Source organism: Elioraea sp., assembly GCF_051860475.1.
GTDB lineage: Bacteria > Pseudomonadota > Alphaproteobacteria > Acetobacterales > Acetobacteraceae > Elioraea.
This window is the reverse complement of sequence record NZ_JBHYDW010000044.1, coordinates 12,177-27,345: the sequence shown is the minus strand read 5'-3', so window position 1 is coordinate 27,345 and position 15,169 is coordinate 12,177. Positions and strand designations below refer to the sequence as shown.

Sequence of the window (15,169 nt, the reverse complement as noted above, 5' to 3'; positions counted from 1 at the left end):
AGTACTTGCCCCAGTTCATGAACCCGTCGCATTGCAGCCAGATCGCGATGTTGCCGTCGGGGTCCGGCCGGCCAGACCAGATCACGATCGCCGCGTCGTAGTCGCCGCGCCGGTTGGCGGCGACCATGCTGGCACTCTCCGAGGCGAGGATGCTGACGTCGAACCCGGCCTCGGCCGCCATGGCCTGGATCACCTCGGCCACCTGGCGCTCGACCGGGGAGTTCGCCACCGCGAGCTCGAACGCGACGCGCTCGTGCCCGGCCTCGCGCAGAAGCGCCCGGGCGCGAGCGACGTCGCGCGGCGGCACCGGCCGCTCCGCCACCCAGTAGGTGCTGTCCGGCGCCTCGAACTGGTTCGACGGCACGAACCGCCCCTCCAGCGCCACCTGGTTGATGACGTTGCGGTCGATCGCCGCCTCCAGGGCCGCGCGCACGCGCGGATCGGCGCCGAGCGGCCGCGTTGCCCGCTCGCCGACGCCGACATTGAAGGTCATGGTCTGGTATGCCATCGCCGTGCCGGCGATCAGCCTGAGCGACCGGTCGCGCTCGACCGAGGCGACGTCGGACGGGGTGACGCGCTCGATCAGGTCGAGCTGGCCGGCGCGCAGGTTCAGAAGCCGCACCGTGCCGTCCGGGATGGGGCGGTACTCGACGCGGTCGAGATGGATGCGCCCCGCGTCCCAGTAGCCGGGGAAGCGCTCGAGCTCGACCACCTCTTGCGTCACGCGGCGGACGAACTTGAACGGCCCGGCGCAGACCGGGTTGGTGTGGATGCGCTCGCCGAGGGCGGCGATCGCAGCCGGCGACATCATCATCCCCGCGCGATCCGCCAGCACCGCGAGCAGCGGCGCGTCGGGCTGCGACAGGGTCAGCCGGACGGTCAGCGGATCGACCACCTCGACCGCGCTCACCGAGCGGAGTTCTGACTTGCGCCGGCTCTCGCGCGCCTCGCGGTAGCGGTCGAGATTCACCTTCACCGCCGCTGCGTCCATGGGCGTGCCGTCGTGGAAGACCACGCCGTCGCGGAGCCGCAGCGTCAGCGAGCGGCCGTCATCGCCCCAACGCCACTCGGTCGCGAGCTGCGGGACGTAGCGGAGCTGCGGGTCGAGATCGATCAGCTTGTCGCACAGGGCGGCGAACACCACGCGCTCGAACACGCTGCCGGACTGCGCCGGGTCGAGCATGTTGGGATCGGCCGAGAGGCCGATGCGCAGTGTGCCCTGCGCGGCGGCGGGCGTGGCCAGGAGCGCGAGAGCCAGCGCAGCGGCGGTTCGCATCATCGTCGTCTCCCCGGTTCTTGGGCGGATACGTCAGGGGATGACGCAGGGCGTGTCAACCCGGCCGGGTCGCGTCGAGGGCGGCTTGCAGCATGTAGGCGGCCGCTGCCTTGTCCACGACCGCGGCGCGGCGCGCGCGCGTCAGGTCCGCCTCGCCGATCAGCATCCGGTTCACGGCAGCCGAGGAGAGCCGCTCGTCCCACAGCGCCACCGGCAGGCCGAGGGCGGCGGCAAGCGCGCTCGCCCAGTCGCGCGCGGCCTGGGCGGCCGGCCCGGCCGTGCCGTCCATCGACAGCGGCAGGCCCACCACCACACCGCCCGCACCCTCCTTCGCCGCGATCGCCGCGATCTCGGCCGCGTTGGCCTTCAGCTTGCCCCGCTTCAGCGCCCCGTAGGGCGAGGCGATCATCAGCCCGACATCAGAGAGCGCGACCCCGATCGTCTTCGACCCGGGATCAAGCCCGATCAGCCGCGCGCCCCTCGGCAGGGCGGCCCGCAAGGCCGCGACACTGGCAACCAGCATAGGCCGATGGTAACACCCCCGGCTTCAATCGAAGGAGTAGCCAGGTGTCGCTCGACGCCGAGACCGTCCGACGCATTGCGTTGCTCGCCCGCATCCGCGTGAAGGAGGAGGAGGTCGCGCGCCTCCAGGGCGAGCTGAACCACATCCTTGCCTGGATCGAGCAGCTCTCCGAGGTCCAGACCGAGGGGGTGGAGCCGCTGCCGGGTGCCATGCGCATGGCGCTGAAGATGCGCGAGGACGTGGTGAGCGACGGCGACCTCCACGACGCGATCCTGGCCAACGCGCCCGACCGCGCCGACAACGCGATGGGCTCGTTCTTCGCGGTGCCGAAGGTGGTGGAATGACCGCGCTGACCGACTTCACGCTGGCCGACGCACGTGCGGCGCTGGCGAAGAAGCAGGTGAGCGCGAAGGAGCTCGCCGAGGCGCATCTCGTTGCGATCGAGCGGCTGAAGGACCTGAACGCCTTCATCACGGTCACGCCCGAGCGCGCGCTCGCCGATGCGGCCGCCGCCGATGCGCGGATCGCGCGTGGCGAGGCGCGGCCGCTCGAGGGCATCCCGCTCGCGATCAAGGACCTGTTCTGCACCTCCGGCATCCGCTCCACCGCGGCGAGCCGCATCCTCGGCACCTTCATCCCGCCCTACGAGAGCACGGTCAGCGCCAAGCTCTGGGCCGCCGGCGCGGTGTGCCTCGGCAAGACCAACCTCGACGAGTTCGCCATGGGCTCGTCGAACACGACGTCCGCGTTCGGCACCGTGGTGAACCCCTGGCGCCGGCGCGGCGACAACCGCGATCTCGTGCCTGGTGGCTCCTCGGGCGGTTCGGCCGCCGCGGTGGCGGCGCGGCTCTGCCTCGGCGCGACCGCGACCGACACCGGCGGCTCGATCCGCCAGCCGGCCGCCTTCACCGGCACGGTCGGCATCAAGCCGACCTACGGGCGCTGCTCGCGCTGGGGCATCGTCGCCTTCGCCTCGTCGCTCGATCAGGCCGGGCCGATCGCGCGCACCGTGCGCGACGCGGCGATCCTGCTGCGCGAGATGTCGGGGCATGATCCGAAGGACAGCACCTCTGCCGACGTTGCAGTGAAGGATTTCGAGGCTGCGCTCGGGCAGGGTGTTGCGGGGCTGCGCATCGGCGTGCCGAAGGAGTATCGGCTCGACGGCATGGCGCCCGAGATCGAGGCGCTCTGGCAGCAGGGCATCGCCTGGCTGAAGGAGGCGGGGGCGACGATCCACGACATCTCGCTGCCGCACACGCGCTACGCGCTGCCGACCTACTACATCGTCGCCCCGGCCGAGGCGTCGTCGAACCTCGCGCGCTATGACGGCGTGCGCTACGGGCTGCGCGTGGACGGGGGCGATCTCGATGATCTCTACGAGGCGACGCGCGGCGCCGGCTTCGGCGCGGAGGTGCGCCGGCGCATCCTGATCGGCACCTATGTGCTCTCGGCCGGCTACTACGACGCCTATTACCTGAAGGCGCAGAAGGTGCGCGCGCTGATCCAGCGCGACTTCGACGAGGCGTATCGCAGCGTCGATGCGATCCTGACCCCGGCGACGCCCTCCTCGGCCTTCGCGATCGGCGAGAAGCAGGACGACCCGGTGACGATGTACCTGAACGATGTGTTCACCGTGCCGGCGAACCTCGCCGGGCTGCCGGGGATCAGCGTGCCGGCGGGGCTGGATGCGTCGGGCCTGCCGCTCGGGTTGCAGGTGCTCGGCCGGGCGTTCGACGAGGAGACGGTGTTCCGCGTCGCTGCCGCGATCGAGGCGGCGGCCGGGTTCGACACGCTGCCGCAGGTGAGGGCGGGGATATGAGCTATACGGATCCGAACACTGAACTCACGTGGGAGGCCTCGTCGTCCGTTGTAGAATTGAAGCAGGTCCTCGATTTTCGTCGCGATAGCATCAGTGGCGATTACGCGAATCTGCCTAGAGATGAGCATTGGTTGCCATTTATCGCATGGGCAAACACACGAATTCGTTCGCTCGAGGTAAAAGTCGGACGCCTCGAAAGAGAGAATCGCCTAATGCAGTTCGCCATTTTTGGCCTTGTCGGTGCGATCGTCGGGCTGGCGATAAAGGTGATGCCATGACCTACACACTCGAAGGCCGCACCGGCACCTGGGAGATCGTCTGCGGGCTGGAGATCCACGCCCAGGTGATCTCGAACGCGAAGCTGTTCTCCGGGGCCGCCACAGCCTTCGGCGCCGCGCCCAACACGCAGGTGAGCTTCGTCGATGCCGCCTTCCCGGGCATGCTTCCCGTGATCAACCGCGAGTGCGTGGCGCAGGCGATCCGCACCGGGCTCGGGCTGAAGGCGGAGATCAATCTCTGGTCGCGCTTCGACCGGAAGAACTACTTCTACGCCGACCTGCCCGCCGGCTATCAGATCTCGCAGTACCAGCACCCGATCGTCGGCAAGGGCGAGATCGTCATCGACCTCGCCGACGGGTCTTCGCGCACGATCGGCATCACGCGCCTGCATCTCGAACAGGACGCGGGCAAGTCGCTGCACGACCAGCACCCGACCAAGTCCTACATCGACCTGAACCGCGCCGGTGTGGCGCTAATGGAGATCGTCTCCGAGCCCGACATCCGCTCGCCCGAGGAAGCCGGCGCCTACATCGCCAAGCTGCGCCAGATCCTGCGCTATCTCGGCACCTGCGACGGCAACATGGAGGAGGGTTCGCTCCGCGCCGACGTGAACGTCTCGGTGCGCAAGCCGGGCGAGATGTACCGCACGCGTTGCGAGGTGAAGAACGTCAACTCGATCCGTTTCGTCATGCAGGCGGTGGAGGCCGAGGGGCGGCGGCAGATCGAGGTCTGGGAGTCGGGCGGCGAGGTGCAGCAGGAGACGCGCCTGTTCGACCCGAACCGCGGCGTGACGCGCCCGATGCGCTCGAAGGAGCACGCGCACGACTACCGCTACTTCCCCGATCCGGACCTGCTGCCGCTCGAGCTCGACCCGGCCTGGGTGGAGAGCCTGAAGGCGCATCTGCCTGAGCTGCCGGACGCGAAGGCGGCGCGGTTCCAGCGCGACTACCGCCTCTCGGCCTATGACGCACGCGTGCTGGTGGCCGAGCAGGCGATCGCCGACTATTACGAATCCGTGGCGAAGGGACGCGATGCGAAGCAGGTGGCGAACTGGGTGATGGGCGATCTGTTCGCAGCACTCAACCGCACCGGCCGCGGCATCGCGGATTCGCCCGTCTCGGCTGCCGCACTCGGCAAGCTGCTCGACCTGATCGCCGACGACACGATCTCCGGCCGCATCGCCAAGCAGGTGTTCGAGGAGATGGTCGAGACCGGCGCCGATCCGGCCGCGATCGTCGAGGCGAAGGGGTTGCGCCAGGTGAAGGACACCGGTGCGATCGACGAAGCGGTCGCGCAGGTGCTCGCCGCCAATGCCGACAAGGTGGCGGAGTACAAGTCGGGCAAGGACAAGCTGTTCGGCTTCTTCGTCGGCCAGGTGATGAAGGCGATGGCGGGGAAGGGGAACCCTGCGCTGGTCAACGAGGCGCTGAAGCGGGCGCTGGCGTAACGTGCGCGGCGCCGCCTCCGCATCACTGCTCACGATCGTGTGAGGAGGGGGGAACCGCCGCCACCTTTCTGCCATTAACGCTGCGTGACTCTACGAACACCCCCTCCGCCGGGCGATGTCCTGCGCCGCGGCGCCTTGTTCCTCGACTTCGATGGCACGCTGGTCGAGATCGCGCCCACACCCGATGCGGTGCGCGTCGATCCGGCCCTGCCCTCCGTGCTCACCGCGCTGCACGATCGCCTTGGCGGTGCGCTCGCGCTGATCTCGGGCCGGCCGCTCGACACGCTCGACGCATTCCTCGGCCCCGCGCGCCTGCCGGCGGCGTCCGAGCACGGCGTCGTGCTGCGCGTCACGGTCGGCGCGGCGCCGGAGCATGTCGATGTGCCGGGCGTCCCCGAGGCATGGCGCGCGCAGGCGGAGGCGCTCGCCGCCGCGGTTCCGGGGGCGATCTACGAGCCGAAGCGCCACGGCTTCGCGCTGCACGCGCGGCGCGCGCCCGCCGCGATGCCGCGCTTCGAATCCGCGCTGCGCGACCTGATCGCCGAAGACGAGCGCTTCCTGCTGCTGCCCGCGCACATGGCATGGGAGGTGAAGCCGCGCGCGGCCGACAAGGGCACCGCGCTCGCCACGCTGATGGACCGCGCGCCCTTCCGCGGCCGAACGCCCGTGTTCGTCGGCGACGATGTCACCGACGAGGCGGCGATCGCCGCGGCCGAGGCACTCGGCGGGGTGGGGCTGCGCGTGGACGAAGCGTTCGGCGATCCCGCCGGCGTGCGCGCGTGGCTCGCCGCCCTGCGCGACGAGGCGGACGATGCCGCAGCCGCTTGACCTCGCGGTCGCCGGCAACGGCACGATCGCCGCGCTCATCGACCCGAACGCGCGCGTCTCATGGCTCTGCTGGCCGCGGCTCGATGGCGACCCGGTGTTCTGCGCGCTGATGGACGGCACCAGCCCCGAGCACGGCTTCGCCGATATCGACCTGCTGCACCGCACCGAGAGCGTGCAGCGCTATCGGCGCAACACCGCCGTGGTCGAGACCGAGCTTGCCGACCGCGACGGCAACCGGCTGATGGTGATCGACACCGTGCCGCGCTTCCGCCGCCGCGGCCGGATGTTCCGTCCGCCCATGCTGGTGCGCCGCATCCAGCCGCTCGCCGGCCGGCCGCGCATCCGCGTGCGCATCCGCCCCCGGTTCGGCTGGGGCGCGGAGACGCCCTCCATCCGCACCGGCTCCAACCACATCTCCTATCGCGGCCCGGCGGAGGACATGCGCGTCACCACCGACGCGCCGGTCGGCTTCATCGCCCACGAGACCGCGTTTGCGCTCGACCGTCCCCTCTCGCTCATCATCGCCACCGGCGAGAGCCTGACCGAGGCGCCAGGACCGCTGGCGCGCGAGTTCGAGGAGGAGACCACCACCTACTGGCACGAATGGGTACGCCTGCTGAACGTTCCGTTCGAATGGCAGGACGCCGTGATCCGCGCCGCGATCGCGCTCAAGCTCTGCGCGCATGACGACACCGGCGCGATCGTCGCCGCGCTGACCACCTCGATCCCAGAGGCGCCGGACACGATCCGCAACTGGGACTACCGGTTCTGCTGGCTGCGCGATGCGTTCTTCACGGTCGAGGCGCTGAACCGGCTGGGCGTCACGCGCACCATGGAGAAGTTCATCTGCTACCTGGCCGGCGCGGTGCTGGGCGATTCCGGCGTGCCGTTGCGCCCGGTGTATCCAATCGTGCCCGATGGGCCGATGCTGGAGGATGAGGCGCCCGCGCTCGCGGGCTTCCTCGGCCACAGGCCGGTGCGCGTCGGCAATGCCGCGGTGGACCAGCAGCAAAACGACGCCTGGGGCAGCGTAATCCTCGCCGCGGTGCAGATGTTCTTCGACGAGCGCCTGCCGCACCCTGGCGACACGATGCTGTTCCATCAGCTCGAGCCGCTTGCCGCCGCGGCGGCCAAGGCGGCGCTCACGCCGGATGCGGGGATCTGGGAGTATCGCGGCCGCAATCGCATCCACACCTTCTCGGCGGCGATGTGCTGGGCCGCGGTCGACCGGATGGCGCGCGTGGCCAGGCGCGTGGGACTTGACGAGGAGGCCACGCGACTGAAGGCGCGCGCCGTACCGATCCGAGATGAGATCCTGCGCCGCGCTTGGAGCGAACCCGAACGCGCCTTCGTCGAGAGCCTCGACGGCGAGGGGCTCGACGCGGCGCTCCTGCTGATGCCCGAGATCGGCATCATCACGCCCTCCGACCCGCGCTTCATCGCAACGGTTGAAGCGATCCAGAGGCATCTTGCACGCGACGGCCTGCTGCTGCGCTACAGTGCGCCGGACGATTTCGGCGCGCCTGACACGGCCTTCCTTGTGTGCAGCTTCTGGCTGGTCGACGCGCTGCACGATATCGGCCGCGAGGAGGAGGCGCGCGCGCTGTTCGAGCGCATCCTCGGTTTGCGCAATCACGTGGGCCTGCTATCGGAGGACGTCGACCCGCGGACCGGGCAGCTCTGGGGCAACTATCCGCAGACCTATTCGCAGGTGGGGCTGATCCTGTCGGCGATGCGTCTGTCGCGATCGTGGGAGGAAGGATTTTGGCGCGCCTGGTGATCGTCTCGAACCGCGTTCCGGTGCCGCGGCCGCGCGAGCGGCCGCAGGCGGGCGGGCTCGCGGTGGCGCTGAAGGAGGCACTGGCGACCAGGGAGACGTTGTGGTTCGGCTGGTCAGGCCAGACCGGCGCGGCGACCGGCGGGGATCCGGCGCTTGTCACGGTTGGGCAGACGACATACGCAACGATCGACCTGTCCACGGAGGACTACCGACTATACTACACCGGTTTCTCGAACGGAATGCTCTGGCCGCTGCTGCACTACCGGATGGGACTTGCGGAGTTTCGTCGCGAGGAATGGGACGGCTATCGACGGGTGAACACCGCGTTTGCGCGCACGCTGAAGCCCCTCCTGCGCGCAGACGATGTGATCTGGATCCACGACTTCCATCATTTCCCGCTTGCGGCTGCATTGCGCGAGGCAGGCGCGAAGCAGCGGATCGGTTTCTTCCTGCACGTGCCGTTCCCGCCGCTGCCGCTGTATCAGGCGCTACCGCAGGGGAACATCCTGCTGCGCGAACTCGCGTCCTGCGACCTGATCGGCACCCAGACAGCGCCGGATGCGGCAAATCTGCGCGAGGCGCTCCGCGGCGCGGGGTTCGACGTGCCGGTCCGCCCGTTCCCGATTGGCATCGATGCCGAGGACTTCGCGCGCGAGGCGGAGAAGGCTGTGCGCGGTCAGGACGCGCGGCGCCTCACCGCGAGCCTCAGCGGCCGCGCGCTGATCCTCGGCGTGGACCGGCTGGACTACTCCAAGGGGCTGCCGCAGCGGCTGCGCGGCTTCGCCTCGCTGCTGCGCCGCTTCCCCGAGCATCGCGGGCGCGTCACGCTGTTGCAGGTCGCGCCCGTGAGCCGCGGGGATGTCGGGCAGTACAGAACCCTGCGGCGAGAGCTCGATGAACTGGCCGGGCGCATCAATGGCGATCACGGTGACATCGACTGGGTGCCGGTGCGGTGGATGACGCGTGCCGTGCCTCGGCCAACGCTCGCGGGCTTCCACCGGATCGCACGCGTGGGTCTCGTCACGCCGATGCGCGACGGGATGAACCTGGTGGCGAAGGAGTTCGTCGCCGCGCAGGATCCGGCGGATCCGGGCGTCCTGGTGCTCTCCTGCTTCGCCGGGGCCGCGGACGAGCTGAGGGGGGCGATCCTGGTCAACCCGCACGATCCCGACGAGATCGCGGAGGGACTGAACGCAGCGCTTGTCATGCCGACTTCCGAACGGCGGAAGCGCTGGATCGATGACATCGCGGTGTTGCGGCAGAACTCGGCTGCGGCCTGGGCAGAGGGGTTTCTCGCGGCGCTTGCGAGGATCGGTGCGGAGCCGCTGCGCGCCGGCGCGCGGTGAGCGCGCACCTCGACACCCGGAGCGCGGTTCCCTAGGGTCTGGTCACCCGCGACCGACGGAGCAAGGCAGTCATGATCGACCTCTACACATTCGATACGCCCAATGGACGAAAGATCGGGGTCGCGCTGGAAGAGATGGAGCTGCCCTATCGCGTTCACGTCATCGATATTACCAAGGGTGAGCAGCACGGGCCTGCCTTTCTGAAGGTGAGCCCGAACAACAAGATCCCGGCGATCGTCGATCCCGACGGCCCGGCCGGCAAGCCGGTCAGCGTGTTCGAGAGCGGCGCGATCCTGCTCTATCTCGCCGAGAAGACGGGCCGGTTCATGCCGCGCGACCTCGCCGGACGGATTCCGGTCTGGGAATGGCTGATGTGGCAGATGGGCGGGTTCGGTCCGATGCCAGGCCAGGTGCACGCCTACCTGCAGGTGAAGGACGAGGCGGACCGCCGCCATCCGCTCGAGCGTTACCAGAAGGAGACCAACCGGCTCTACGGTGTATTGGACCGCCGGCTTGCCGGGCGCGATTTTGTCGCGACTGTGGGCGAGCCTTCGATCGCCGATTTTGCGATCCTCGGCTGGGCGTGGCGGCATGAACGTCATCGCGTGAGCCTCGCCGACTACCCGAACGTGGGGGCTTGGTACGAACGGATGATGGCACGTCCCGGGGTGGAGCGCGGCTTTGCGGTGCCGATGCGTCGCGCCGAGGCAGCCTGAGCGGGTTTGGTTGACGCGGAGCAGGGGGGTCTCTAGAAGCGCCAATCGCATACGCCGTGAGCGCGCCACTCACGGCGGAGGGGTGGCCGAGTGGCTGAAGGCGGCGGTTTGCTAAACCGTTATGCGGGGTCAACCCGCATCGTGGGTTCGAATCCCATCCCCTCCGCCAGTCCCCCAGTATCCGACCATTCTCCCCGCCGGTGACCGGCGCCGAAAGCCGCAGGTTTCCTGCGCCTCTGCGCGCCGGCCTTGATACTGCGCTGGCGGAACGAGGGCCGTTTTCGCTCTCCGGAGGGCGGCTTCTCTCCAAACCTCGGGACTTGGCCGATTTAGTCTACAAGGTTAACGCGTTGATCTGACAGCGGATTGCGTTGGGGTTACGACACGGAAGTTCGCATATTGATCGCTCATCCGATCGCCCTCTGACTGAAACCATGCCAGTGGTCTCAGAGCCGGGCCGCTCATCGCCAGAGGCGGGATCGCGTCTGGGCGTCCGAAGCGACCGCCGTCGGCATATCGCCGAAGTCGCCCCGAGCGACCCCGGGCTTGGCGCGCCGGGCTGTCGGAACGCTACTCCGGGAAACGCCCGACAATATTGCGGAGGCTTCACAACGCCTGCGCTTTTGCGCTGAACTCGTCGCTATGACAGCGGCTCCGGTTCTTTCCGGCCTTCGAGTGGCTGATTTCGCATTTGCCCCCAAGGGCGATGTCCGCCTCCAGCCCTACTCCGGCTCGGTTTGGCGCGGAGCATTCGGCTTTGCCCTCAAGCGTCTCGTCTGCGTGATGCGGATGCGACCATGCGAGGGCTGCCCGCTTGCGGCGGTCTGCATCTTTCCACGCTTCTTCGGCAGCGATCCCGATCACGATGAACCTCGCCCCTATGTCCTGGCACCGGAGCCAACCCCACCGGGCGGGTGGGTACACGCCGGTCAGCCCTTCCGCGTGCGCCTGACGCTTCTCGGCAGCGCCGAGGCCGCTACCGCCTATGTGATGCAGGCTGTCCTCGACGGCGCGGCGCATGGCCTGACGCGTCGGCGAGTGCCGTTCGTCTGCCTCTCGGTCACCTCATCGGGAAGCGCCACGGCGGCGGTCGCCGGCCGTCTGCACGGCATCGAGCCGGTTGATCTACAGCCGCCACCGGCGCCACCAGCCGTGCGCCTCCGCATCATGACACCGCTGCGCCTGCGGCTGAGCGGTGACCTCGTCACAGGGCGAAGCCTGACGGCAGGGCAACTCATCGGCGCCATCCTGCGCCGGGCGCGGCTCCTCGGCGTCGTGGTGCCCGCGGCCACCATCCCAAGCGTTCGGGAGCAGGCGCGCGCGCTGGCGTGGGCGGTAACCCGCTTCGGGTGGCTGGAGACGACCCGGTTCAGGTCGCCCCAGCACACTACGATGCAGCTCGGTGGGATCGTCGGCGAGGCGCGACTTGATCTCCGCGCGACCCCCGACCTGTGGCCGTTGCTTTGGCTCGCCTCCATCCTGCATGTTGGTAAGGGTGCCTCAATGGGTTTCGGCGGGATTGAGCTCCATGCCGAGTAAGGCGCCAACTGCACGGAGGCTACGACTCCTCGTGATCACCGGCCTGTCGCCGCAGGTGGTGACTGAGACGATCTGGGCTCTGGCGCAGCGGGAGCCACCAGCGGCACCGCAGGAGATCGCGCTGCTCACCACCGCGCAGGGCGAGGCGGTGGCACATCGCCTGCTGCCGGCGGCGCTCACCGAACTCTCCGCTCAGCTTGGCGTGGCGTTGCCGCCGCCAGAAATCCTGCTGATGCGCGATCGCACGGGGCGGCCGCTCGATGACATCGCCAGCGCGGACGACAACCAGGCGGCGGCGGATGCCATCACCACCGCCATCCGGGCCGCCACCGCCGATCCCGATGTTCAGCTGCACGTTTCCATCGCCGGCGGACGCAAGACCATGGGTTGTCTCGCCGGGATGGCGCTCTCGCTGTTCGGACGCGCGCAGGACCAGCTCACGCACGTGCTCGTGGACGAGCGCTTCCAGGCGCGGGAGGATTTCTTTTTCCCGCCCGATCCCCCACGCCGGCTGCCACTGTCGGATGGCGGGACCGTGGACACCAGAGACTGCCGCGTCGTGCTCGCAGAGATTCCGTTCGTGCGGCTGCGCGGCCAGTGGCGTGCCGAGGCGATCGGGGCAAGCTACGCCGCCGCGGTCGAAGCCGCGCAGGCGGCGCTGCTCCCGCCCGTCCTCGAGCTCGACACCCGCAGCACCACCGCCCGGTTCGGTGCGATACCCTGCCGGCTGACACCCTCGCTTTTTGGCGTCCTGCTGTGGTTTGCGGAACGCGCCCGGCGTGGCGAGGACGCCCTGCTTTGGACCCATGAGAACGGCGTGCCGGAGGCCTTGGCGCGTGCCTGCGTTGCTGCCATCGCGCGCGCTGCCGGCTCGTCGGAGCATGCCGCCGTGCATACGGCGCGACGGGCCCTTGCGAACGGCATGGACAAGAACTTTCTGGCCGAAAAAGTTTCGATACTGAACCGGATAATGCGCGAAGCGCTCGGTCCCGAGGCCGCGCCCTATCAAATCCGGCGCGAAGGGCGCCGCCCGAACACGGCCTATCGGCTCGCGCTGCCGGCGGAGGCGATCCGTATCATTCCTGAGGCGCCATGAGTACCGCGTTGTTGTCTCCGCGCGAAGCCGCGCTCGCCGGACTGCTGCACGACATCGGCAAGCTGGCGCAGCGGGCGCATCCGAACGAGCAGGCCCTGCGCGCGGCCTACCAGGGCCAGAATTTCGACGGCTTGCAGGCATCGATCCTGCCATCTGGCGAGCACGGCCGCTACACGCACCGCCATGCCCTCTGGACCGACTTCTTCTTCGAAACGGCGGAGGCGCGCTGGCCTGAAGGGCTCGATGCTCAGCGGCTGCGCGGGGCGGCGATCCGGCACCACAAGCCCGCTGACCCAGCCGACTGGATCATCGCCGAGGCGGACCGGCTTGCCTCCGGGCTCGAGCGCAAGAAGAGGGACGAGGAGGCGGAGTTCACGGCCGCCGACCAGCCGGACACCTTCCGCGAGGTGGAGCTGACGGCGCTGGTGCCCCGCCTTGCCGTCGGCCTCGGCGATGCGATCAGGACGCCGTTGCGACACCCGGCTGAGGAGGTCTCCGCCGATGGGCTGGTGCCAATGCCACCTGCGCCGGCTGATCAGCCGCGTCGCCTCGGCGTTCTCTGGCATGCTTGGCTCAAGGGTTGGAGCGCCTTCGCGGTGCATTATGGTCTTTCGGCCGACCGCTTCGAGCAGGCACTGCTCGCGCTGTCCGAGCGGCTGCTTTGGGCGGTGCCGTCCTCCACCGTCGACCAGCCGGATGTGTCCCTGCACGACCACGCGCAGGCGGTGGCGGCGATCGGCGCTGCACTTGCTGGCTTCCACGCGAACGTGGGGGACTGGAGCGAGCGAGCCATCAAGGACCGCACTGAGCCGAAGTTCCGGCTTGTCGCGCTCGACCTCTCCGGCATTCAGGCGGCGCTGTTCCGGCTCGCCGGCTCCACCGGTGCTGCCCGCATTCTACGCGCCCGGTCGTTCCTGATGGCCGAATCGGTTGCAGCCGCGGTGCTGGCGATCCGGGAGCGGCTGAACTTGCCTGCCTCAAGCGTAATGATCGCGGCTGGCGGAAAGGCGGAACTGCTGGTGCCTGCGCGTGCAGACCTTGATCCGAGGCTTGGGGAGGCGCGGGCGGCGCTTGATTGCTGGATGGTCGAGCATTGGCACGGTGACTTGGCGCTGAACGTCGCCGCAAGCACGCCGTTCGCCGCGACGGCGTTCGAGAACCGGGGTAGGGGCTTTCCCGCCGTGCGGGCCGAGCTCGCGGCGCGCCTAGAGGAAACCAAGCATCGCCCGTTCCAGGGGTGGAGTCCGCGCGGCCAGGGCTTCGTCGGCACGGGCGTGATCGATGCGCCATTCCATGCCGATGGTGCCTGCGTGACGTGCGGGGCGAGGCCGGCGGTCGTGACGAGGCCGCCGGACCGCGCCGCGCGCTGCGTCGTCTGCGACGGCGCCTATCGCCTTGGTCAGCGTCTGCCCAAGGCCGATGGCTTCGCCGTCGTCGACCAGGCGACGCCGGGAGGCGAGGACGACGCGGCCCAGGCGGAGCAGCGCATCCCGATGCCGTTCGGATTGGCACTGGTTCCGTGGTCGGCGCGCGGATCGGCGGCGCGGCGGTCGGTGGCGTTCGAAGCGCAGGGCGAGACAGGCAGCGCGGTGCCGCGCCCGAGAGCCCATGTCGCGCTCGTGGATGATCCGGACGCGCCGCGGTACCGTGCACTCGGGCTGCACGCATCCCAGGGCGGCGAGGAGGCTCCGGCGAAGGGCGGCCTGATGACCTTTGCCCACATCGCGGCAGAGGCGCTCGAGGAGCGGGCGGGCGAAGGGTTCCAGGGGCGTGAGTTGCTCGGCATCGTCAAGGCGGATGTCGATCGGCTGGGGCAGATCTTCAGCCGCGGGCTGGGGGATGATCGGTCGCCGGCGCGAACGGCGCAGCTCTCGCGGCTGATCGACGGCTACTTCGCGCGCCGCCTGCCCTGGCTGCTCCAGCGCGAGTTCCCGATGACCTATACGGTCTATGCTGGCGGCGACGACCTGCTGCTCGTCGCGCCATGGCGCTCCGCCCTGCCGCTCGCGTTGCGGCTGCGCGACGATTTCTGCGGCTTCGCTGGCGGCAATCCGAACCTTTCCCTCTCGGCCGGCATCGCCTTCGTCCATCCGCACCACCCGATCGCGCTCGCCGCGGCGGAGGCGGATGCGATGCTGGACCTTGCGAAGGACGCCGGCCGGAACAGGCTCGGGCTGTTTGGCCGGGTGTTGTCCTGGTCGGAGGTCGAGGCGACGCTGAAGCTGGCGGAGGCACTGCACGAGGCCGTGCGGGACGAGATCCTTCCTCCGACCTTCCTGCATCGAATGCGCGGCTTCATCGCGATGCGTGGTCGGGTCGGCACGACCAAGGAACGGGTCGGGGATCGCGGCTGGGCGGCGAAGTGGGGCTACCACCGTGCCCGCTTCCTCGACCGGGCGAAGGAAGACGCATGCGCCGCACTCGCGGCGCTCCTCGATCGCGCCGTGCCGCCGCCCACCGCGTCGAGCGACGCCGATCCCGAGATCGCAACGACCATCGCTTTGTGGCGCAACCGCTGAG

The 15,169-nt window shown here is 69.3% G+C and carries 13 protein-coding genes and 1 tRNA gene; 12 read left to right on the top strand and 2 right to left on the bottom strand.

Annotated elements, in window-relative coordinates; all coding sequences use genetic code 11:
* Together ACTIFU_RS10215 and ruvX are read right to left on the bottom strand one after the other, a co-directional pair.
* Positions 1–1,279 (bottom strand): ABC transporter substrate-binding protein (locus ACTIFU_RS10215; RefSeq protein WP_439578200.1); only part of this gene is annotated, 1,279 nt, incomplete at its 3' end.
* Between the two features lie 52 nt (positions 1,280–1,331).
* Complete coding sequence (gene ruvX / locus ACTIFU_RS10210) at positions 1,332–1,799, bottom strand: Holliday junction resolvase RuvX (protein ID WP_439578199.1); 468 nt, start codon at positions 1,797–1,799, stop codon at positions 1,332–1,334.
* Positions 1,800–1,843: 44 nt separating this feature from the next.
* Between ruvX and gatC the strand changes: the two genes are divergently transcribed.
* The 12 genes from gatC (at position 1,844) to cas10 (ending at position 15,168) form a co-directional block, all read left to right on the top strand.
* Entirely contained in the window at positions 1,844–2,143 is a 300-nt protein-coding gene (gene gatC / locus ACTIFU_RS10205; RefSeq protein ID WP_439578198.1) for an Asp-tRNA(Asn)/Glu-tRNA(Gln) amidotransferase subunit GatC, read from the top strand.
* Positions 2,140–3,618, top strand: a complete 1,479-nt coding sequence (gatA, locus tag ACTIFU_RS10200; protein ID WP_439578197.1) for an Asp-tRNA(Asn)/Glu-tRNA(Gln) amidotransferase subunit GatA — start codon at positions 2,140–2,142, stop codon at positions 3,616–3,618. Before gatC ends, gatA begins: the two co-directional genes overlap by 4 nt.
* Positions 3,615–3,896, top strand: coding sequence for a hypothetical protein (locus ACTIFU_RS10195; RefSeq protein ID WP_439578196.1), 282 nt, complete (start codon positions 3,615–3,617; stop codon positions 3,894–3,896). The genes gatA and ACTIFU_RS10195 overlap by 4 nt, the downstream gene beginning before the upstream one ends.
* Positions 3,893–5,344, top strand: a complete 1,452-nt coding sequence (gatB, locus tag ACTIFU_RS10190; protein WP_439578195.1) for an Asp-tRNA(Asn)/Glu-tRNA(Gln) amidotransferase subunit GatB — start codon at positions 3,893–3,895, stop codon at positions 5,342–5,344. Before ACTIFU_RS10195 ends, gatB begins: the two co-directional genes overlap by 4 nt.
* An 84-nt stretch (positions 5,345–5,428) precedes the next feature.
* Positions 5,429–6,172 carry a trehalose-phosphatase gene (gene otsB, locus ACTIFU_RS10185; protein WP_439578194.1) on the top strand — a complete coding sequence of 248 codons (744 nt, stop codon included), beginning with the start codon at positions 5,429–5,431 and terminating at the stop codon, positions 6,170–6,172.
* The gene (locus tag ACTIFU_RS10180) at positions 6,156–7,952 is read left to right on the top strand and encodes a glycoside hydrolase family 15 protein (RefSeq protein WP_439578193.1); all 1,797 of its coding nucleotides are present in this window, start codon (positions 6,156–6,158) and stop codon (positions 7,950–7,952) included. The genes otsB and ACTIFU_RS10180 overlap by 17 nt, the downstream gene beginning before the upstream one ends.
* Positions 7,937–9,298, top strand: a complete 1,362-nt coding sequence (locus tag ACTIFU_RS10175; RefSeq protein WP_439578192.1) for an alpha,alpha-trehalose-phosphate synthase (UDP-forming) — start codon at positions 7,937–7,939, stop codon at positions 9,296–9,298. Before ACTIFU_RS10180 ends, ACTIFU_RS10175 begins: the two co-directional genes overlap by 16 nt.
* 71 nt (positions 9,299–9,369) lie before the next feature.
* Complete coding sequence (locus ACTIFU_RS10170; protein WP_439578191.1) at positions 9,370–10,014, top strand: glutathione S-transferase family protein; 645 nt, start codon at positions 9,370–9,372, stop codon at positions 10,012–10,014.
* 76 nt (positions 10,015–10,090) lie between these two features.
* Positions 10,091–10,183 (top strand) — tRNA-Ser (locus tag ACTIFU_RS10165).
* Positions 10,184–10,689: 506 nt separating this feature from the next.
* On the top strand, positions 10,690–11,553 hold the full coding sequence (cas6, locus tag ACTIFU_RS10160; RefSeq protein WP_439578190.1) for a CRISPR system precrRNA processing endoribonuclease RAMP protein Cas6: 864 nt from the start codon (positions 10,690–10,692) through the stop codon (positions 11,551–11,553).
* 31 nt (positions 11,554–11,584) lie between these two features.
* Positions 11,585–12,649 (top strand): CRISPR-associated ring nuclease Csm6, encoded by a 1,065-nt coding sequence (gene csm6, locus ACTIFU_RS10155; protein ID WP_439578189.1) that lies wholly within the window; start codon positions 11,585–11,587, stop codon positions 12,647–12,649.
* On the top strand, positions 12,646–15,168 hold the full coding sequence (cas10, locus tag ACTIFU_RS10150; protein ID WP_439578188.1) for a type III-A CRISPR-associated protein Cas10/Csm1: 2,523 nt from the start codon (positions 12,646–12,648) through the stop codon (positions 15,166–15,168). Before csm6 ends, cas10 begins: the two co-directional genes overlap by 4 nt.
* Position 15,169: the final 1 nt, after the last annotated feature.